Genomic DNA, 19825 nt, shown 5'->3' on the forward strand with positions numbered 1-19825 from the left:
TGCCGCAAGCGGGGAGAGGTGAAGCGCACCGCGCTATTCCTTCACCGCCCCGGTCAGCGACGAGACGTAGTAGTCGACGAACAGCGAGTAGAACACCGCGACCGGCAACGAGCCGAGCAGCGAACCCGCCATCAGCGCGCCCCACTGATAGACGTCGCCGGAGACGAGCTCAGTCAGGATCGCAACGGGGACAGTCTTGTTGGCGCTGCTCTGGATGAAGGCCAGCGCGTAGATGAACTCGTTCCACGAAAGCGTGAAGGAGAAGATGCCGGCCGAGATCAGGCCCGGCACCGCCAGCGGCAGCGTGATCCGCCACAGGATCTGCAGGCGGGTGGCGCCGTCGACCAGCGCGCATTCCTCGAGCTCGTACGGGATCGACTTGAAATAGCCGATCAACAGCCACGTGCAGAACGGCACCAGGAAGGTCGGGTAGACCAGGATCAGCGCCAGCGGACTGTCGAACAGGCCGAACTGCACCACGACGGTGGCGAGCGGAATGAACAGGATCGACGGCGGCACCAGGTAAGCGAGATAGATTCCGAGGCCGACATAGGGGCTGCCGCGGAAGCGCAGCCGCTCGATCGCGTAGGCCGCGAGCGTGGAAGCGAACAGCGACAGGAAGGTCGATCCGACCGCCACGAACATCGTGGTCTTCAGCCAGCGCGGATAGGCGGTGTTGAACAGCAGGTGCCGGATGTGGTCGATAGTCGGCGAGGTGATCCAGAACGGGTTGTGTTCCTTGTAGTTGAGCAGCTCGGCGTTCGGTTTGAACGAGGTGATCGCCATCCAGTAGAACGGAAACAGCAGGATCAGCACGAAGCAGGACAGCGGCAGGTAGATCATCATCACCCGCCGCGCCCGCGAATCCCACGCCATGGTGTCCGGCGTGGCGCTGGCGACGTTGGATTGTGCGACCGCGTCAGTCATTGCTCTCTCCCTGCTGCCATTTGCGGCGGGCAAGGCCGAAGTAACTGAACAAGGTCGCGAACACCAGGAACGGGATCATCGAGACCGCGATCGCCGCCCCCTCGCCAAGTTCGCCGCCGGCGATGCCGCGCTGGAAAGCCAGCGTTGCCAGCAGATGCGTCGAGTTGACCGGCCCGCCGCGGGTGATGGCGTAGACCAGCTGGAAGTCGGTAAAGGTGAAGATGATCGAGAACGTCATCACGATCGCCAGAATCGGCAGCATCATCGGAAAAGTGATGTAGCGGAAGCGCTGCCACGCGGTGGCGCCGTCGAGCATGGCGGCTTCATACAGCGACGGCGAAATGGTCTGCAGGCCTGCCAGCAGCGAGATCGCCACGAACGGAATGCCGCGCCAGATATTGGCGGCGATCAGCGAGAACCGCGCCGGCCAGGGCGTGCCGAGGAAGTCGATATTATGGGTGCGGATGTGCAGCACGTCGACTAGCAGATAGGAGATGATCGAGAACTGCGGATCGTAGATCCACCAGAACGCCAGTGCCGACAGCACGGTCGGCACGATCCAGGGCAGCAGCACGATGGCGCGCAGCAGGCTCTTGAACGGGAAGTGGTTGTTCAACAGCAACGCCAGCCAGAAGCCGAGCGCAAATTTTCCGAAGGTTGCGATACCCGTATAGACGATGCTGTAGAACACCGCGTTCCACCACAGGGGATCGCTCAGCAGATACTGGAAGTTCTCGAAGCCGACGAACACGCCGCGCCGGCCGATCGTGGTGTCGGTGAAGGCGAGCCAGACCCCGAGGCCGAGCGGATAGGTCAGGAACACCGCGAGCAGGCCGATCGCGGGCGCGAGGCAGACCGTGATCAGGAACGGCTTGTAGTCGAACAGCCGCACCAGCCAGCCCGGCTGCCGCTGTAGGGTTCGCCGCGAGGGGAGTGTGGTCACGGACATGGGATGTTCGTCCTCGGTAAGCAGTCATTCCGGGGCGCGCGTTAGCGCGAACCCGGAATCTCGAGATTCCGGGTTCGATGCTTCGCATCGCCCCGGAATGACGGAAGCGCTACGACCGGCGGAAATACCGCTTCGCGCGCCGTTCCGCTTCGGCTGCGGCGGCTTCCGGCGTCGCGGCGTCGGTGGCGACGGATGCGCACATCTGCACCAGCACGTAGTCGGCGTTGACGGCGCCGGTGGCGGTCGAGATCGGACCCTTGTAGCCGTTATAGTAGTTGCTCTTCATGGTATCCTTGAAGATCGCGACCTTCGGATCGCCGGACCACACCGCGGCATCGGCGTAAGCCGCCAGCGGCTGCGCCCAGTAGCCGCTGTTGGCATTGAGCCAGGGCTCGTACTGCTCCTTCTCCAGCATGAACTGCAGGAAGGCTTTCGCGGCGTTGGGATACGGGCTGTGTTTGAACACCATGGCGTTCAGCGTCAGTCCCGACATCGGCGAGACCGGTGCCAGTCCCTTGATCAGCAATTGATGTTCGGTATCCTCGGCGATCGCGGCCGTGGCCGGATCCTTCTTCAGCGAGAAATACAGCGAGACGCCGTTCGCGGTCAGCGCGATTTCGCCGGAGGAGTAGGCGCGGTTGTTGCTGACGTCGTTCCAGGACGGCGTGCCGGCGATGAAGGTCGGATAGAGCTCCTTGAGGTACTTCAGCGCCGCGATGGTTTCCTTGCTGTTGATGATGACATTGCCTTCCTCGTCCAGCAGGGAAGCGTTGTGCGACCACAACAGCCAGCTGGCAAAGCCGTTGCCGTCGCCGACGGCATTGCCGAGCGCGAAGCCCGCCGGCTTGCCGGCCGCCTGCAGCTTCTTGCAGAGGTCGAGGAAGCCGGCGTGGTCTTCCGGCACGCGGTCGAAGCCGACCGATTTCAGAATCGACTTGCGGTAGACCAGAGGTCCGCCGCTGGCGCCGAACGGCAAGCCGATCCAGGCGTTGCTCTTGCCCTTCATGCCGTACTTCTTGGCCAGCGCCAGCCAGCCGCCGTAGCGCTTGCCGATGTAGTCGGCGACGTCGGTGAGTTCGACCAGCTTGTCGACATAGATGTGCGGCGCGTCGCCAAAGCCGATGATGATGTCCGGGCCCGCGCCGGAGTTCGAGGTCACCGCGGTCTGCTGGTTGATGTCTTCCCAGCCGACGAAGTCGACCTTGACCTCGACGCCGGTCTTGGCGGTGAAGTTCGCGGCGTTGGCGCGGAACACTTCTTCGTCGGCCGGAACGAACCGGACCGGGCGCAGCATGCGTAAGGTCGCGCCCTTTTCGATCGGGAGCGCGGGGGCGGGAACGTCGGCGACCTTGATTTCCGCGCGTGCCGACGTGCCGGTGGCCGCGAGGGCGGCGGCGGAAACGCCCAACACGAGCGCATCGCGACGGGTGATGTCGTTCTTCATGGTATTCTCCCTGTTTGTCTGGTTCCCGGCGTTGAATCGCCGGTGAACGCTTCCGTTTGAGAATTCGTGGTCTTAGCTGTTGGGCCCGCGATCCATGCTGACGGGTTGCCAGCGGCGGAGCGCGGTGTTCTGCAGCACCGACGGATTGACGCAGCTTACCGGCCACATTCCCTGCAGGACCAGTGACAATTCGTAGCCCACGCGGCGCTTGCGCGCCTCGTCGAAACGTGCCGAGGCCGAGGCGACATGGGCGGTCAGCGTGACGTTTTCCATGCCCAGCATCGGATTGTTGTGCGACGGCGGTTCCTTCTCCAGCACGTCGAGCGCGGCATGCGAGATCCAGCCTTCCTGCAGCGCCTTGATCAGCGCTTCCTCGTCCACGGTGGCGCCGCGGCCGGTGTTGATGAAGATCGCGCTCTTCTTCATTTGCCTGAAGTGCTTCTCGCCGAGCATGTGGTGCACCTCGGGCCGGGCCGGCGCGTGCATCGACAGGAAGTCGGACTGCGACAGCACCTCCGACAGCGTCGCCGGGATCACGCCGTGGTCGGAAATCAGGGTTTCCTGGATGAAGGGGTCGTAGGCCATCATCCGCAGGCCGAACGGAGCGGCGCGCTTGGCCACCGCACGTGCCACCCGGCCGAACGAAATGAAGCCGAGCGTCTGGCCCATCAGCCGCGGGATCTTCAGCAGTGCCGGGCGGCCCTCGGCCCAGCGGCCGCTACGCACCATCTTGTCCTGCTCGACCAGCCGACGGAAGCCCGCAAGCAGCAGCATCATGGCGTGATCGGCCACTTCCTCGATGAAGGTATCGGGGATGTTGGTGACGGGGATGCCGCGGGCGGTCGCGGCCTTGACGTCGACACTGTCGACACCGACGCTGCCGAGCGTGATGACCTTGCAGTTTTCCAGGGCGTCGATCACCGTCTTGGTGATCGGCATGCCCTTGGCGTAGATGGCGTCGGCGGTTTTGGCGGCGGCAATGAACTCCGCTTCATTGGCGGGCGCCTCGATGATTTCGGCGCCGATCGGATCGAGCGCCTCCTTTTCATAATCGTAATTGCTGCCGGCAACGGTGAAGCTCGCACCCTTCGGCGTCAATATCCTGAATTTCGGCATTTCCTGGTCCCCCCGATTTGACTCTTCGGTGTTGGTTGTGGCGGCGACGAAGCGGCGCCGTCTTCATCTTTCGCGCGATCCCTTAAGCGGCCTGGACCGTATTCCGTCCCATTCCCGGTCGCCCGAGGGGGCGCTGTCTTTATGTTACCGGGTCAGGACTTCTACGGAGTGCGCTTAACAGAGTTCTAAAGGGTCTCACGATATCGTGCACTGAATCAATCCGCCAATCGCACACCCGCGCACCCGTTCCCGGAGATCCCCCTGTGAAGCTGACAAATATGAAGATCACCCCCAAACTCGGTATTTTGGTGGGTGTGACCCTGCTCGGCCTCTGCACCGCCGGCGCCCTCGCGGGCTATTTGATGCAGCGCGAGATGTTCAACGCGCGTCTCGACCAGACCAAGGCGATCGTCGACATGGGCCTCAATCTGGCGGCCGGCCTCAAGAAGCAGGTCGATGCCGGCGAAATGACCAAGGAGGCCGCGCTGAAGGAATTAGGCAAGCGGGCCAACTCCCTGACCTACGACAAGGGCGCGGGCTACCTGTTCGGCACCGCCTATAACGGCATCACGGTGCTGGCGCCCGATCCCAAGCAGGTCGGCACCAACCGCATGGACGTCGTGACCAACGGCCGCAAACTGTCCGTGGAACTGATGGACGGCGTCAAGGCCAACGGCTCGATCCTGCTGTTTTATGAATATGTGAAGCCCGGCGAGGAAAAGCCGATCCGCAAGATGGGCTACGCGGTCGCCGTTCCCGGCTTCGACATGTACCTCGGCACCGGCGCCTATCTCGACGACCTCGACGCCAAGATGAAGCCGATCGCGTGGCTGCTCGGGCTCGCTATTCTCGGTATTGGCCTGATTTCGGGCAGCATCGCCTGGATGATCGGCCGCAGCATCAGTAAGCCGCTCGGCGAACTCGGCGCGCGCATGGAGGCGCTGGCCGACGGCAAGCTCGACGGCGCGATTCCCGGCCTCGGCCGTGGCGACGAAGTCGGTGCGATGGCTGCGACCGTGCAGATCTTCAAGGACAACGCGGTGCGCATCCGCGGGCTCGAAGAGGCCGAGGCAGCGACCCAGGCCCGCGCCGCGGCCGATCGTCGCGCTGCGATGGAGAACATTGCTGGCGATTTCGAACGCAGCGTCAACGGCATCGTCCGCTCGGTATCGACGGCCGCCGCCGGCATGCAGACCACGGCGCAGTCGATGACGGCGACCGCGAGCGATGCCAGTTCGCGCGCCGCCACGGTCAGCGCCGCGTCGGAAAGCTCGTCGAACAATGTCGGCACGGTTGCCGCCGCCGCGGAAGAACTTTCCAGCTCGGTCACCGAGATTTCCCGCCAGGTGGCGCGCTCCAGCGAGATCGCCAGCAAGGCGGTCGGCGATGCCGAACGTACCAATGCCACCGTCGGCGCGCTCTCGACCGGAGCCGAGAAGATTGGCGAAGTCGTCAAGCTGATCCACTCGATTGCCGCGCAGACCAACCTCTTGGCGCTGAACGCCACCATCGAGGCGGCGCGCGCCGGTGAATCCGGCCGCGGTTTCGCAGTCGTGGCTTCCGAGGTGAAGGCTTTGGCTAATCAGACCGCAAAGGCGACCGAGGAAATCTCGGCGCAGGTCGCGGCGATGCAGGCTTCCACCAGCGAAGCCGTCACCTCGATCGGCGGTATCACCGAAACCATCGCGCAGATGAGCGAGATCACGGTCTCGATCTCGACCGCGATCGATCAGCAGGGCGACGCCACCCGCGAGATCGCCCGCAACATCCAGTCGGTCGCGGCCGGATCGAGCGAGATCAACGCCAACATCGGTGGCGTCACCACGGCGGCCGCAGCCACCGGCAAGGCCGCGTCCGAAGTGCTGTCGAACGCCCGCGAACTCGACAACCAGTCCGGCATGCTGCGCAGCGCGGTCGACGAATTTTTGGCCAAGGTCCGCGTGGCGTAACACCAACTGTCGTGCCCCGCGAAGGCGGGGCATCCAGTACGCCGGGACGTCAGTGACAAATGGCGAAGAGCGCGGCGTACTGGATCGTCCGCTTTCGCGGACGATGACAGCGTTACTGTTTCTCAATCCCCGCCGCCGTAATCAGCTTCTCCCACAGCACCAGCTGCTCCTTCAGGAATGCGTCGAACTCCTCCGGCGGGCCCGAAAAGGCTTCCATGCCGCGCTCGGCGAGCTGGCTCTTGATGTCCGGCCGCTCGACGATCTTGCGGATTTCGGCGTTCAGCTTGACGACGATATCCTTGGGCATGTTGGCTGGGCCGAGATAGCCCTGCCACGAGGTGATATCAAAACCCTTCACGGTGTCGTCCATGGTCGGAAGTTGCGGCAGCAGCGCCGAGCGCTGCTTGGTGGTGACCGCAAGCGCCTTCAGCGCCTTGCCGTTGACGTGCGGCAGGCCGGTCGGAACGTCGACGAACATCATCGAGACGCGCCCCGCGATCACGTCGGTCAAAGCCGGCGGCGAGCTCTTGTAGGGAACGTGCAAGAGGTCGATGCCGGCGAGACGGGCGAACGTCGCGCCCGAGACGATCGCCGACGAGCTGCCGCTGGCATACGAATATTTGCCCGGCTCCTTCTTCGCCAGCGCGATCAATTCGGCGACCGAATTGGCCGGAATTTCCGGATTGATCACCAGCATGAAGGGCAGGTCGCCGGTCCGCGCGATCGGGGTGAAATCCTTGACCGGGTCGTAGCTCATGGTCTTCAGCAAATACGGGTTGGCCGAATGCGTCGTGTTGGTGGTCACGAACAGCGTGTAGCCGTCGGGCGCCGAGCGGGCGACATAGCTCGCCGCGATCGAGCCGTTGGCGCCGGCCTTGTTGTCGATCACCGTGTTGACGCCGAGCGCCACGCCGAGTTCCTTGCCGATCAGGCGGGTGGTGGTGTCGGTGCCGCTGCCGGCGGCGAACGGCAGCACCAGCGTGATGTTGTGGTTCGGATACGGCGCCTGCGCGGAAGCCGCAGCGGTCAACGCCAGCGTCAGCGAAATGGCAGCCGTGGCGAGCCGGCACGGTTTCGACAATGCGATCATATTCTCGTTTCCTCAAATGCGTTTATTGATGGATTGCGGTTCTTGATAAATTGGCGAGCACGCTAGCCTGCCTGTGCCGTAAAATCTACGCCTTCGCCGAGGCCCGCCTTGAGGCGATCACGACGCCGGCCAGCACCAGCGCGTAGCCGGTCAGGTGAAACAGCCGCAACTGTTCGCCGAGCAACAGGATCGCCATCGCCGAGCCAAACACCGGCACCAGATGGAAGAACGGCGCCGCACGATTGGGCCCGATCAGCGCGAGGCCGCGGTTGAAGAACAGGTAGGCCAGCGTCGACGGAAACACGATGGCGTAAGCCAGCGTCGCCATCGAAATCGAATCGAGTTTCAGCGTCACGCCGGTTGAAAACTCCCAGATCGAGAACGGCACCAGCATCATCGCGCCACAGCAGGTGGTGAACGAAATCAGCGACAGCGGATGCGTCACCGGCCGGCGCTGCAGCAGCGCCGAATACAGCCCGAACGCGACCAGCGAACTGCCGAACATCAGGTCGCCCCGGTTGAAACTGATGCCGGCGAGCGCACTCCAGTCGCCGCGCAGGATGATGGTGAGCACGCCGATCAGCGAGATCGCGATCCCGGCGAGTTGCGCGCCGGTCAGCCGCACACCGAACAGCAGCAGCGTCCACACCGCCACGAACAGCGGGCCGGCCGACTGGATCAGCAGCGCATTCAGCGCCTCGGTATATTGCATGGCCCAGAACGAGATGGCGTTGTTGTAGGCAAAGCCGAGCACCGACAGTAACAACAGCAGGGGCAGATGTGCGCGCAGCACCGGCCAGTCGCGCTTCAGATGCGGCCAGGCGAACGGCAGCAGGATCAGGAACGTCCCGAACCAGCGCAGGCAGGACAGCGTCAGCGGCGGCACGTGGCCGGCGACGTGACGCGCCAGCACGATATTGCCGGCCCAGAACAGCGAGGTCAGGGTCAGCAGAATATAGGGCTGGTTGTTGAGCCACCGGACCGGATCGAGGGGCGGCGCTGAAGGTGCGGGCTGGGACATGATCTCGGACGAAGTTGCGCTTGATCACATCGCGCGACAAGTCCCGCGCCTGCAATGCTACAATGTGCGAGGCAAAGCTTCGGAGAGTAAAAAATGGGCGTGGACCTGTTGAATGTCAGGGGTCTCGAGGCGATGGAGCCTGGGGCGCCGGTCGTGATGGTGAACCTGGTGCGGTTTCGCGAGCGTTCGCTCGACGGTGACGGTTCGGGCTGGGATGCGTATCTGCGTTACAGTGCACTGACCGTGCCGATGATCAAGGCGCGCGGCGGCACGTTGCTGTGGACCGGCGATGCCAAGGCGGTCGCGCTCGGCGTTGAGGCCGGCAACCAGTGGGACTATCTGGCGCTGGTGTATTACCCGACCGTATCGGCCTTCATCGACATGATGACATCGGCGGATTACGAAACCCGCTGCGACCCGCACCGCACCAACGGCTGCGCCGAGCATGTGATCATCGCGACCAAGGAAGCCTACAGCAAGTTCAAGGTGGGGTGAGACGGTCTGCTCCCTCGCCCCGCTCTTGCGGGGAGAGGGTTGGGGTGAGGGGCTCTCTCCGCGAATTCGATGCGCGTGAATAGACCTGTACCCCCTCACCCGGATTGCTTCGCAATCCGACCTCTCCCCGCAAGCGGGGCGAGGTTCAAGCAGGCCGCTTCAAAACTTCCTCACCAGGTCCGGCGTGATCTCGCTGAGCTTGCGTATCCCCAGCAAAGCGAGGTCGCGATCGATCTCGGCCTGCAGCAGCGTGATCGCGCGGGTGACGCCGGCCTCGCCGCCGGCGATCGCGGCATAGAGGAAGGGGCGTCCGATCCAGACGAAATGGGCGCCGAGCGCGAGCGCCTTGATGACGTCGGTGCCGCGGCGGATGCCGCCGTCGACCATAATGGTCATGCCTTTGGCTTCGGCCGCGATCTCCGGCAAGGTGCGCAGCCCCGACATCGTGTAGTCGAGCTGGCGGCCGCCATGGTTGGAGAGCATCAGGCCGTCGACGCCGCTCTCGCGCGCGATTCTGGCGTCGGCGGGCGAGACCAGGCCCTTGATCACCAGCTTGCCTTTCCAGCGGCGGCGGATCAACTCGACATGTTTCCAGGCGAGCTGGTCGCGATGGCCGATATTGCGCATCAGGTTCTTCGCCATCACCGGCGGGCCGCGCTGCGCGTCCATGTTCTCGAAATGCGGCATGCCGTGGTTCATCACGGTGCGCGACCAGGTACCGAACAGCCAATGCGGATGCGTCACGGTATCCCAGGCGACGCGTGGTGTGATCGCCAGCGGTACCTGAAAGCCGTTGCGGATGTTGTTCTCGCGGTTCGGCGGCACCGGCACGTCGGCGGTGACGACGAAGGTGTCGTAGCCGGCCGCCGCGACCCGGTCGACCAGCGGCTCGATCCGTTCCGGCACGCCGGCGAGATAGGCCTGGTACCACGCATCCTGATTGGCGCGGCGGACGTCTTCCAGTGTGATCAGCGACGAGGCGCTGAGAATCATCGGCACGTTTGTTTCACGCGCGGCCTTCGCCAGCACGATGTCGCCGCGATAGGCGCACAGCGCCGAGGAGCCCATCGGCGGAATGCCGAACGGCGAGGCGTAGCTCTTGCCGAACAAGGTCGCGGTCTGGTCGCGGCCGGAGACGTCGTTGAGCACGCGCGGCACAAAACCGTATTCGTCGAACGCCTTGCGGTTGTCGCGCACCGCGGCGTCGGTCTCGGCGCCGCCGGAAATATAGCCGTAGAGAAATTTCGGAATTCTCCGACGCGCCGTCGCCTCGAAATCATCCAGCGCCAGGTACTTCTTCAAGCTCCGCGGCACGGTGTTTTCGGCGCGGGTGACGGTGGCGGGCGGCGGCGTGACGGTCGTGGATTTGTCGAGCACGGCGGGCGTTTCCTGTTTTTGCTTATTATCGTGGCGCGAGACTACCGCCTGGCGGGGAGTCTATCTCCTGGCGGGGCCTGCGCCAAACTTGCTGCTGTTGATGGACTGACTGAGATCGCCGAGCATTTTTCGGGCATCGTTCAGCGCCCTGTCGGACTTCTTGTCAAAACTCTCGATCAGTTCGCGCAGCGAGATCACGGTCGGCAACAGGTCGCCGCCGTATTTGTCGCTGGCGAGGCCGCCGAGAAAATTCTGGGTCTTGCTCAGCGCGCTGTCGACGCTGCTGATGCTGGCATCGGCGGTGTTGACGATACTGGTGATCCGCTCGCCGCTGCCGGACAGCGAGGCGGTGAAGGTTTCGAAATTCAGCAGCGTGTCCTTTACCGCGACCTCGTTGTCAGTGATCACCTTGTCGACGTTGCGCAGCGCGATGCGGATTTTTTCCTGCAGGCCGAGCGTGCCCTCGGCGTCGGCGGTCAGTTCCGGAATGCCGTCCGGGCCCTTGGGCGGCGGCGGCGCGCCGTCCGAGCCGCCGGTGAACGAGATCGCCGCGATTCCGGTCAGGCCCTGGAATTCGAGGCCGACCTGGGTGTCCTTGCGGACCGGCGTGGCGCCGTCGATCATGGTCAGGGCGACGACGCGGCGCGGATGGTCGAGCTTCAGCGACACCACCTCGCCGACCCGGATGCCGGCGAAATTCACGCTGCCGCCCTTGCGCAGGCCGGAGGCGGAACCCTCGAAGATCACGCGGAACGGCACCTGCTGCCGGATGCCGGCAATCTTGCGGTAGGTGAGGAACGCGCCGAACGACCCGGCGATCAAGGCCAGGGTCAGGGTGCCGATCATCAGATTGCTGGCGCGCGCTCTCATCAGAGTGCCTTGGGGGTGCCTTGCAAAGCAGGCTTTAGAGATAGCGGATTTGGCGGGGTAAGTCACCGCGCCCTTCGGTGCCTCGCCCCGCTTGCCTTGCGGGGAGAGGGAAACGTCAGGTTTTGGGCTTTCGCGACGCAACCAGCACGCCGGTCAGCACCAGCGCAAAGCCGATGAAGTGGAAGGCTTGCGGATGCTCGTCGAGGAAGACGATCGACATGATGGTTCCGAACACCGGGATGACGTGGAAGAACGGTGCGGCGCGGTTGGCGCCGATCAACTGCACCCCGCGATTGAAGCAGAGATAGGCGATCGTGGACGGAAACACCGCGACATAGAGCACCTTCAGCAGGTTCGCGGCGTCGATCTGCATCACCGGGCGCGCGTATAGTTCCCAGATCAACAGCGGGATCAGGCAGGCGGCGCCGGCGCCGAAGGTGAAGGCGACGAACGACAGTGCGTGGATATTCGGGCGCTTCAGCGACAGCACCGAATAAAGCCCGAAGATCACCAGCGCCGCCGTGAAGATCAGGTCGCCCTTGTTGAACTCGATGTTGGACAGCGTGGTCAGGTCGCCATGCAGCAGGATCACCAGCACGCCGATCAGCGACACCAGGATCCCGCCGGCCTGCGCCAGTGTCAGCCGCACGCCGAGCAGCAGCAGCGACCAGCTCGCGACGAACAGCGGTCCGCCGGATAGCAGCAGCAGCGTGTTCAGCGCCTGGGTGTGCTCGAGCGCCCAGTATTGCAGCGTGTTGAAGGCGCCGATGCCGGTGACCGAAAGCAGGATCATGAAGCCGAGGCGGCCGCGGATCGCGCCCCAGTCGCGCGTCAGATGCTTCCAGGCAAACGGCAGCACGATGACAAATGCCAGCGACCAGCGCAGGAACGAAAGCGTCACCGGCGCGATATGCCCGGCCGCCAGCCGGCCGACGATGGCGTTGCCGGCCCAGCACAGCGCGGTGATCGAGAGCAGCAGATAAGGCTGGTTGGCGATCCAGTTTCCGGGCGCGGCAGGCGCCTTTGAGGTCGGTCCAGAAACAGACATTTTTATCCATCGTGTTTTCGCCCGGCACGAGCCACAGACACGGAATTGACGGCTTCATCAATGGGCCAGATGCATGGCGGCTGGAAAATGCGCGCGCCGCTCGCAATGGACCGTTCGGGGTTGCCAATGAGGGGGCGAATATGCAATCTAAGCGCGATTTATGAGCACGACCCAACCTGATTTTTTTTGGGACAACAGGAGGCGCAGGCGTCAGGTGTCATAACCGAGTTAAGTGTAGAGCGCTGAGTATCGAGTTCGGGTTTTGAACTGAAGAATTGAGTGTCCGTTCGACCGGTGGACCACGTTCTGGGACGACTGCGTCATTCGCTGTTCGTCTTCCGTGCGGTCGGATTTGGCAACTGATGGAACAGATTTTTGAACAAGCCATTGCTGGCCGACCAGGCCGAAGACGAGAAACTTCACCGCTTTGCGGTTCGTGCCAATTCGATTCTGGCATTCATCGAATGCGACGACGAGCAGCGCCCTAAATTGCGCGAGGCCATCGTCGAGGCGATGCTGTGGGCGCAGACGCAACCCTGACGCCGACCAAGCCTCGATCAAGGCTGTAGCGAACGCCGGGCTTATGCCGTCAGCGGCCGCGCGATCGCGCCCAAAACCATGACGACATCGTTGGGATCGAGCTCGACCTGCAATCCGCGCTGGCCGCCATTGAGGAATACGGCGGCGTGGCCGAGTGCCGCCGCCTCGATCGCGACAGGCACGCGCTTCTTCTGGCCGAACGGACTGATGCCGCCGACATGGTAGCCGGTCAGCCGCTCGGCGTCGGCCGGGCGCATCATCTTCGCGGCCTTGGCCCCGAAGGCGCTGGCGAGCTTCTTCATGCTGACCTCGGCGTCCGACGGCACCACGGCGCACACCGGCTTGCCGTCGACTTCGGCCATCAGCGTCTTCAGCATGCGATGCGGTTCGACGCCCAGCGCCTCGGCGGCCTGCAGCCCGATGCTTTCGGCGTCCGGATCGTAGTCGTAAGCGTGCAGGGTGAACCGCACGCCGAGCTTTTCCAGGGCCTGGGTTGCCCTTGTGGTTTTGGACATCTGGCAGATTACTCCCTGTTCATCACTTCGCCCCAGCGTCGCCACAAATTTTCCGGGGATATCAATGGGTTGGAGACCCTCTAAGCGGCCCCGGAGACTGCCTTCTTGCTTGCGTCAGTTGCCCGCTTCCTTTATCCGATGGAGCTGCCTTGCATCCGAACGGCCCCCGGCCGTGATTTTGGCTGGGCAGCATGATCCCGGAAAAGTGGCTACCGGTTTTCCGCAAGGATCATGCTCGGACAAGAGACTAAGGCATGATCCCGGAAAAGTGGGTACCGGTTTTCCGGTGAGATCATGCTGGGACCAACTGAGTTGCAGGGAACACCTTAGAAATGGCCAATGTTGTCGTCGTCGGCGCCCAGTGGGGCGACGAGGGGAAGGGCAAGATCGTCGACTGGTTGTCGGAGCAGGCCGATATCGTCGTGCGCTTCCAGGGCGGCCACAATGCCGGCCATACGCTCGTCATCAACGGCCAGACCTATAAACTGGCGCTGCTGCCGTCCGGCGTGCTGCGGCCGTCGAAGCTGGCGGTGATCGGCAACGGTGTGGTGTTCGACCCGCAGGCCTTCCTCGACGAAGTCGCGAAACTCAAGGGCCAGGGCGTCGCCATCAGCCCCGACAACCTGCGCATCGCCGAGAACGTCACGCTGATCCTGCCGCTGCACCGCGATCTCGATGCGCTGCGCGAATCCGGCAACGCGGTCCACGCCATCGGCACCACGCAGCGCGGCATCGGCCCGGCCTATGAAGACAAAGTCGGCCGCCGCGCTATCCGCCTGATGGATCTCGCCGATCCCGACACGCTGCCCTACAAGATCGACCGCCTGCTGGCGCACCACAACGCGCTCCGCCGCGGCTTCAACCTGCCTGAATTTGACGGCGCCGCCATCCTGAAGGAACTCACGGCGTTTGCGCCGAAACTGCTGCCTTATGCCGAGACCGTGTGGCGGCTGCTCGACATCAAGCGCCGCGAGGGCAAGCGCATCCTGTTCGAGGGCGCGCAGGGCGCTCTCCTGGATGTGGATCACGGCACCTACCCCTACGTCACCTCGTCCAACACGGTGGCGGCGCAGGCGGCGACCGGCACCGGCATGGGTCCGGGCGCGGTCGGCTATGTGCTCGGCATCTGCAAGGCCTATACGACCCGGGTTGGCCAGGGTCCGTTCCCGACCGAGCTCGACAACGAGATCGGCGAGGAGATCGGTCGCCGCGGCAAGGAATTCGGCGTCAACACCGGGCGCAAGCGGCGCTGCGGCTGGTTCGACGCCGTGCTGGTGCGGCAGACGGTGCGGACCTGCGGCATCACCGGCCTGGCGCTGACCAAGCTCGACATTCTCGACGGCTTCGATTCGATCGAGGTCTGCACCGGCTACATGCTGGACGGCAAGGAAATCGACCATCTGCCGGCGGGCGAGGGCGCCCAGGCCCGGGTCGTGCCGATCTACGAGACCATCGAGGGCTGGAAGGAACCGACCGCCAATGCCCGTTCGTGGGCGGATTTGCCGGCCCAGGCCATTAAATATGTGCGCCGGGTCGAGGAACTGGTGGGGTGCCCAATCGCCTTGCTTTCCACCAGCCCCGAACGCGAGGATACTATTCTGGTCCAGAACCCGTTTGAGGCTTAACGGGATGTTACCGGCAAGGGTGCATGATTGAGTTGATATGGCTGATTATTACCCGCTGATCGCACGTGCTATTGCCGGCCTGGACCCCAGCGCCCCCGGCGAAAGCCGGCGTGCGCTGTATGAGCGGGCCCGCTCGGCGCTGATCGCGCAGTTGCGCAGCGTACAGCCGCCCTTGAGCGAATCCGAGATCACCCGCGAACGGCTGTCGCTGGAAGAGGCCGTCCGCAAGGTCGAATCCGAGGCCGCCCAGCGCGCCCGCGAGGCCTCACGGTCGGGCGGCACCCCACGCTCCTCCAGCGGCGATGCCTTCCGCCGCGCCAACGCCCGGCCGCCGGAAACCGATCCGTCCGCGCAGGCACCGGGCCTACGTCCGCGTCCGCCCGCGGCGCCGTCGCGCGACGCCCGCCCGCCGCTCGGCCAGGACGATCCGCAGCGCGCACCGCGCAATCTCCGTCCCGATGCGCCGCCGCCGCGCCCGCAGCCGCCGCATGTGCCGATGCAGGAGACGGCGCTGCCGCCGACCCGCGAACGGTCCGGCGCGCCGCGCCGCGGCCCCGACAATTCGGCGCCGCAGATGCCGCAGCCGCCCGGCATGCGCGGCTTCCGCGATATCGCCGCCGACGCTGACGATCTCGGCCGCGCTGCCGCCACCGCCAATCGCAACGCGCGCAAGACCTACGCCAACGTGCCGTCGCCCTCGCCGGAATTCGACCGGATCGAGCCCGGCATGGAAAACCGCGGCGCCGATCCCGAGGCGCCCTATTCCTATGACGAGTCGCAGGAGGAAGCGGACCGCTACGCGCCGCAGCCGCCGCAAATGCCGCAACCGCCGCAGCAGCGTTCGCGGATCGGCCAGGGCGGCGACCGCGAGCCGAAGAAGCGTACCCGCGCCCCGGCGGTTTTCCCGTTCAAGAGCGCGATCGCGATCGGCATCGTGCTGATTCTGGTCGGTATCGGAATTGTCTCGTACAAGTCGGTCGCCTCGATGGTGAGCGGCCTGTTCAAATCGTCGCCGACCACGGTGGTGGAAGCGCCGAAGGATTCGTCCGCGCCGCAGTCGAAGCCGAAGATCCCCGATCGCGTCGGCCAGCCGTCGTCGTCGGATACGGTGGCGCCGGTGGCGCAGCGCGTGGTGCTCTATGACGAGGACCCGGGCGATCCCAAGGGCAAGCAATATGTCGGCTCGGTGATCTGGCGCACCGAACAGATCAAGGCGACCGGCAACCAGAAGCCGGATATCGCCGTGCGCGCCGACATCGATATTCCCGACCGCAAGTTCAAGATGACGATGTCGTTCCGCCGCAACACCGACTCCTCGTTGCCGGCGAGCCATACCGCGGAACTGACCTTCATCCTGCCGCCGGATTTTTCCGGCGGCGGCGTCGGCAACGTGCCCGGCATCCTGATGAAGTCGAACGAGCAGGCGCGCGGCACGCCGCTGGCCGGCCTCGCGGTCAAGGTCACCGACGGCTTCTTCCTGGTCGGCCTGTCCAACGTCGACGCCGACCGTACCCGCAACCTGCAGCTCCTGAAGGAGCGCTCCTGGTTCGACGTGCCGCTGGTCTACGTCAACCAGCGCCGCGCCATCATCGCGATCGAAAAGGGCGCCCCCGGCGAACGCGCATTCAACGAGGCGTTCGCGGCGTGGGGGGAGTAGGCGGAAGGGATCGTTGGTCTTCGCAGCTTTAACGATTCCTTAGCCACCCGCCGCCTTGCCTTGATTTTATGGACAGCGTTCGACTTTTGATACCCAGCCAGAGTGGATATGGGTCGTCCGTATAAATGCGGACAATGGGGTTTGGCCGGCAACTTCCCATTAGGGGAACCTCCGTAAACTTCCTGATTATTTGCCGTCTCGCATCGACGTTGCCCTCATTGAAGGGGGACCTGGCAGAGCCAGTGACCCGCGCGATGCTGGAACCGCATTGGGACAGATATGGCTGCCGCATCGACGAACCTCCGCGCGGAATTGAACGGCGCCCAAAAGGGCGGACCGGAGCACGATGCCCAAATTTTCGGGCAGGTGACGGACCTGTTTCTGTCCAACGTCGATCATCTCAGTGAGGCCCAGATCAATTCTGTCGATGGCGTCCTCGCTCGCCTGATCGGGCGCGTGGAGGCGACGATGCTGGTCGATCTCAGCGAAGACTTGTCCGCGATCGCGCGGGCGCCGCGCCAGACGATCCGTGCGCTTGCTTTTCACGACAATCCACGGGTCGCCGCGCCGGTGCTGCGAAGGTCCAACTGCCTGTCGGAAGCGGACCTGCTTGAAATCGTCAACAGCGGTCGCCAGCAACATTTGCTGGCAATCTGCGACCGAAAAGTCCTCAACGAGAAACTCACCGATGCGTTGATGAGATTTGGCGACGTCAATGTCTCCAATGCGCTGGCGCGGAACGCCGACGCGCGTTTCTCCGAATGCGGCTACGCGACGCTGGTCGGAAGGGCGGAGCGCGACGAAAGCCTGGCCGAAAAGCTCGGCCTTCGGCTGGACCTTCCCGGCAACCTGCTGCGGGAGTTGCTTGGCAAGGTTGCCGACGTGGTGCAGGCGCGATTCCTGACGGCGCCGCGACCTGTTGCGAAGGCGAAGGCAGAAGGGTCAGCTACGGCCGTCGAACCGGGGCGCGCGACGCGGCCAAAGGTCGACTACACCGCGGTGCAAATCGAACTCGCTGCGCTCAATCGCGCCGGCAAGCTCAATGATGGAAACGTGAACCGGTTTGCGGTGCGGGGCGAATACATCAATGTGGTGGCAGCGCTCGCACTGAAAGCCGACGTCAAGCCGGAAGTCATTGAACTCCTGCTCGACGCCGACCGGCTGTACGGGTTGATCGTGGCCTGCAAGGCCGCCCGGCTGAGCTGGTCGACAACGACGATGATCGTTCGCAACCGTCCGGGCTGCCCGCCGCCGACCCAACGCGAGCTCGACCAATGCGTTGCGATCCATGAATCCCTGCTGCTGTCGGTGGCGCAGTGGACGATCCGATACGGCGCCGATCGGCTGCTCGCCGGGAAGCCCGATCGTTCGTCTCCTCAAACGACGGCCGGCAAGATACCGGGCTGACCGGATCGGTACGATCCGCGACTGTGGCCGCGGCTGAACGGCCGGTCTGATCACTCTCGCGAACCGGAATTGGTCCCAACGGTTTCACACGGTGTGACCGAAGCCGGTTGGCTCTTGACTCCGCTCTGACCGAATTCGAAATTGCACGCGCCGAGTTGCCGATCAGGAACCGGATCATGTCCGGTCAACGGTACAAGTTCAACCTGAGACACGGGTTCACGCAGAGGCCGCAAATGAAACGCTATCTGATCTTCGGAGCCATCGGCCCCTGCGTCGGCGGCTTCCTGTTGCTGCTCGCGACCACGGTGTCGTCGGGGTATTGGACCGATACCAGTTGGGGTGAGGTCGGAAAATTCCTGGCGGCGTTCTTCAAGACGCTGCCTTACAGTTATTTGTTCGGCATCGTGCCGGCGCTGATGATGGGCGCGATCGATGACATCCTGTTTCATGTGCCGCGCATCAAGCCCGCGTTCCGCGCGGTGATCATGGCCTGTCTCGGATTTGTGCTGGCGGAATTGCTTTACGGTTCGCGCGGGCCCGATACCGGCGCGCTGCAGTTCATCCTGTACGGCAGCGCTGGCCTGGCGCCGGCGGCGATCTCGTCCGTGCTCACGCACAAATATGCCGACGAGCCGCAGCCGGTGCATTCGACGTAAAACGCCCGCGTTTCGGCGCGTCTCGCAGGCGCGAGACGCCTCCATCCTTCGGCTAATGCGACCACTCCTCATGGAACGCTTGTCTCGCTACGGCGTTCCAACTCATGAGGAGGAACTCGCCATGAAACTGAGAAGATTGTTTATCGCAGCAGCCGTGCTGCTGATGCCTGCCGCTGCACTGGCGGCGCCGGGCATCGTCACCACCACAGTCAGCCTGAGGGCAGGTCCCGGTGAAGGCTTTCCGACCGTCGACCGCATTCCCGGCGGCGCCGGTGTCAACATCCATGGGTGTCTCAGAGGCACCGCCTGGTGCGATGTGAGCTGGTCGGATGATCGTGGCTGGGTGTCGTCGCAATATCTCGAATATCTCTACCGCAACCGCTACGTCTATCTGCCCGACTATGTCGACCAGATCGACGTTCCCGTCGTGCCGTTCGTGCTGACCTCATACTGGTCGAGCTACTATGCGGGACGTCCCTGGTATCATCGCCGCGCCTACTGGAGCGGCTACTGGCAATCGCATGAGCATTTCGCGACGCGCTTGACGATCGACCGCTCGGCGGCCCGGATCGGCCGCGCGGCGGCAGCGCGCGACGCTGCGCTCCCCGAGGCAAAGGCGCGTGTCGGTGTCGAGGAGAGGTCGCGTGCCCGTGTCGACGAACGGACGCGCGCCGGCGTGACGGAACGCGTTACGCGGGAGAAAGACATTGCTACGCGGAGCGCGCGCCAAGGGCACGAAAGCGCAGTGCAGACCCGCATGACGCGCGAGAACGCGCGGATGACGCGTGAGAACACCAGAGCGGCCGTGCGCGAGCAGCCGATGGCCCGCGCCCGTACGCAGACGCCGCCGATCATGGCCCGCGGTCATGATGAACCGCGTGCGGCTGCGCCGCGGATCGAGCGTGCCACGCCCCACGAGCGTGCCACGCCCCAAATGACGCAGCCTAATGCGGTGCGGGGCGGCGGTAGCCCGCCGATGAACGCACGCGCGCAGATGCCGGCCCCGGCCGCAGCGCCCGCGATGCCGCAGGGCGGCGGCGCGCCACATATCAACGCCGCACCGCGCGGCGGCGGACCGGGCGGTGGTGGAGGCCACGGTCAGGACAAACGCCAATGAACGAAAGCCCGGCCTGAGCCGG

At 64.2% G+C, this 19825-nt stretch carries 18 protein-coding genes; 8 read left to right on the forward strand and 10 right to left on the reverse strand.

The genetic code is table 11. From position 1 onward, the window contains the following. Positions 1-33: 33 nt before the first annotated feature. The 4 genes from FFI89_RS06525 to FFI89_RS06540 all read right to left on the reverse strand — a co-directional run bounded on the left by FFI89_RS06525 (position 34) and on the right by FFI89_RS06540 (position 4436). On the reverse strand, positions 34-927 hold the full coding sequence (locus tag FFI89_RS06525) for a carbohydrate ABC transporter permease (RefSeq protein WP_138833978.1): 894 nt from the start codon (positions 925-927) through the stop codon (positions 34-36). Beyond that, on the reverse strand, positions 920-1876 hold the full coding sequence (locus FFI89_RS06530; RefSeq protein ID WP_138833980.1) for a carbohydrate ABC transporter permease: 957 nt from the start codon (positions 1874-1876) through the stop codon (positions 920-922). Before FFI89_RS06530 ends, FFI89_RS06525 begins: the two co-directional genes overlap by 8 nt. Before the next feature lie 109 nt (positions 1877-1985). Next, positions 1986-3320 (reverse strand): ABC transporter substrate-binding protein, encoded by a 1335-nt coding sequence (locus tag FFI89_RS06535; RefSeq protein WP_138833982.1) that lies wholly within the window; start codon positions 3318-3320, stop codon positions 1986-1988. Between the two features lie 72 nt (positions 3321-3392). After that, on the reverse strand, positions 3393-4436 hold the full coding sequence (locus FFI89_RS06540; protein ID WP_138833984.1) for a C-terminal binding protein: 1044 nt from the start codon (positions 4434-4436) through the stop codon (positions 3393-3395). Between the two features lie 263 nt (positions 4437-4699). On the opposite strand from FFI89_RS06540, the gene FFI89_RS06545 reads away from it, so the two are divergent. Next, positions 4700-6385 carry a methyl-accepting chemotaxis protein gene (locus FFI89_RS06545; RefSeq protein WP_138833986.1) on the forward strand — a complete coding sequence of 562 codons (1686 nt, stop codon included), beginning with the start codon at positions 4700-4702 and terminating at the stop codon, positions 6383-6385. A gap of 112 nt (positions 6386-6497) precedes the next feature. Here FFI89_RS06545 and FFI89_RS06550 read toward each other — a convergent pair whose 3' ends face one another. Together FFI89_RS06550 and FFI89_RS06555 are read right to left on the reverse strand one after the other, a co-directional pair. Beyond that, a complete protein-coding gene (locus FFI89_RS06550) occupies positions 6498-7475 on the reverse strand; it encodes a tripartite tricarboxylate transporter substrate binding protein (protein ID WP_138833988.1) in 978 nt (325 codons plus the stop codon). An 85-nt stretch (positions 7476-7560) separates the two neighbouring features. Beyond that, on the reverse strand, positions 7561-8496 hold the full coding sequence (locus tag FFI89_RS06555; protein WP_138833990.1) for a DMT family transporter: 936 nt from the start codon (positions 8494-8496) through the stop codon (positions 7561-7563). A 93-nt stretch (positions 8497-8589) separates the two neighbouring features. Between FFI89_RS06555 and FFI89_RS06560 the strand changes: the two genes are divergently transcribed. Next, entirely contained in the window at positions 8590-8991 is a 402-nt protein-coding gene (locus FFI89_RS06560; protein ID WP_138833992.1) for a DUF1330 domain-containing protein, read from the forward strand. Between the two features lie 159 nt (positions 8992-9150). Here the strand turns inward: FFI89_RS06560 and FFI89_RS06565 are convergent, their stop codons facing one another. The 3 genes from FFI89_RS06565 to FFI89_RS06575 all read right to left on the reverse strand — a co-directional run bounded on the left by FFI89_RS06565 (position 9151) and on the right by FFI89_RS06575 (position 12286). Beyond that, positions 9151-10305, reverse strand: coding sequence for an alpha-hydroxy acid oxidase (locus FFI89_RS06565; RefSeq protein WP_138836139.1), 1155 nt, complete (start codon positions 10303-10305; stop codon positions 9151-9153). A gap of 123 nt (positions 10306-10428) precedes the next feature. Further along, a complete protein-coding gene (locus FFI89_RS06570; RefSeq protein ID WP_138833994.1) occupies positions 10429-11238 on the reverse strand; it encodes an MlaD family protein in 810 nt (269 codons plus the stop codon). Positions 11239-11353: 115 nt separating this feature from the next. Continuing rightward, positions 11354-12286, reverse strand: coding sequence for a DMT family transporter (locus FFI89_RS06575; RefSeq protein ID WP_138833996.1), 933 nt, complete (start codon positions 12284-12286; stop codon positions 11354-11356). 375 nt (positions 12287-12661) lie between these two features. On the opposite strand from FFI89_RS06575, the gene FFI89_RS34255 reads away from it, so the two are divergent. Continuing rightward, positions 12662-12826, forward strand: a complete 165-nt coding sequence (locus FFI89_RS34255; protein WP_168212805.1) for a hypothetical protein — start codon at positions 12662-12664, stop codon at positions 12824-12826. Positions 12827-12867: 41 nt separating this feature from the next. Here the strand turns inward: FFI89_RS34255 and ybaK are convergent, their stop codons facing one another. Beyond that, complete coding sequence (ybaK, locus tag FFI89_RS06580) at positions 12868-13341, reverse strand: Cys-tRNA(Pro) deacylase (protein WP_138833998.1); 474 nt, start codon at positions 13339-13341, stop codon at positions 12868-12870. A 332-nt stretch (positions 13342-13673) separates the two neighbouring features. Between ybaK and FFI89_RS06585 the strand changes: the two genes are divergently transcribed. From FFI89_RS06585 to FFI89_RS06605, 5 genes are all read left to right on the forward strand, one after another. Continuing rightward, positions 13674-14966 carry an adenylosuccinate synthase gene (locus FFI89_RS06585; protein ID WP_138834000.1) on the forward strand — a complete coding sequence of 431 codons (1293 nt, stop codon included), beginning with the start codon at positions 13674-13676 and terminating at the stop codon, positions 14964-14966. A gap of 37 nt (positions 14967-15003) precedes the next feature. Continuing rightward, positions 15004-16623: a hypothetical protein gene (locus FFI89_RS06590; RefSeq protein WP_138834002.1), complete on the forward strand. Its 1620-nt coding sequence runs from the start codon at positions 15004-15006 to the stop codon at positions 16621-16623. A gap of 279 nt (positions 16624-16902) precedes the next feature. Continuing rightward, on the forward strand, positions 16903-18030 hold the full coding sequence (locus tag FFI89_RS06595) for a DUF2336 domain-containing protein (protein WP_138834004.1): 1128 nt from the start codon (positions 16903-16905) through the stop codon (positions 18028-18030). 233 nt (positions 18031-18263) lie between these two features. Beyond that, on the forward strand, positions 18264-18686 hold the full coding sequence (locus tag FFI89_RS06600; RefSeq protein ID WP_138834006.1) for a DUF5413 family protein: 423 nt from the start codon (positions 18264-18266) through the stop codon (positions 18684-18686). 121 nt (positions 18687-18807) lie between these two features. After that, positions 18808-19803 (forward strand): SH3 domain-containing protein, encoded by a 996-nt coding sequence (locus FFI89_RS06605; RefSeq protein ID WP_138834008.1) that lies wholly within the window; start codon positions 18808-18810, stop codon positions 19801-19803. The last annotated feature ends 22 nt before the right edge of the window (positions 19804-19825 follow it).

It is taken from the genome of Bradyrhizobium sp. KBS0727 (assembly GCF_005937885.2).
In the GTDB taxonomy this organism is placed as follows: domain Bacteria; phylum Pseudomonadota; class Alphaproteobacteria; order Rhizobiales; family Xanthobacteraceae; genus Bradyrhizobium.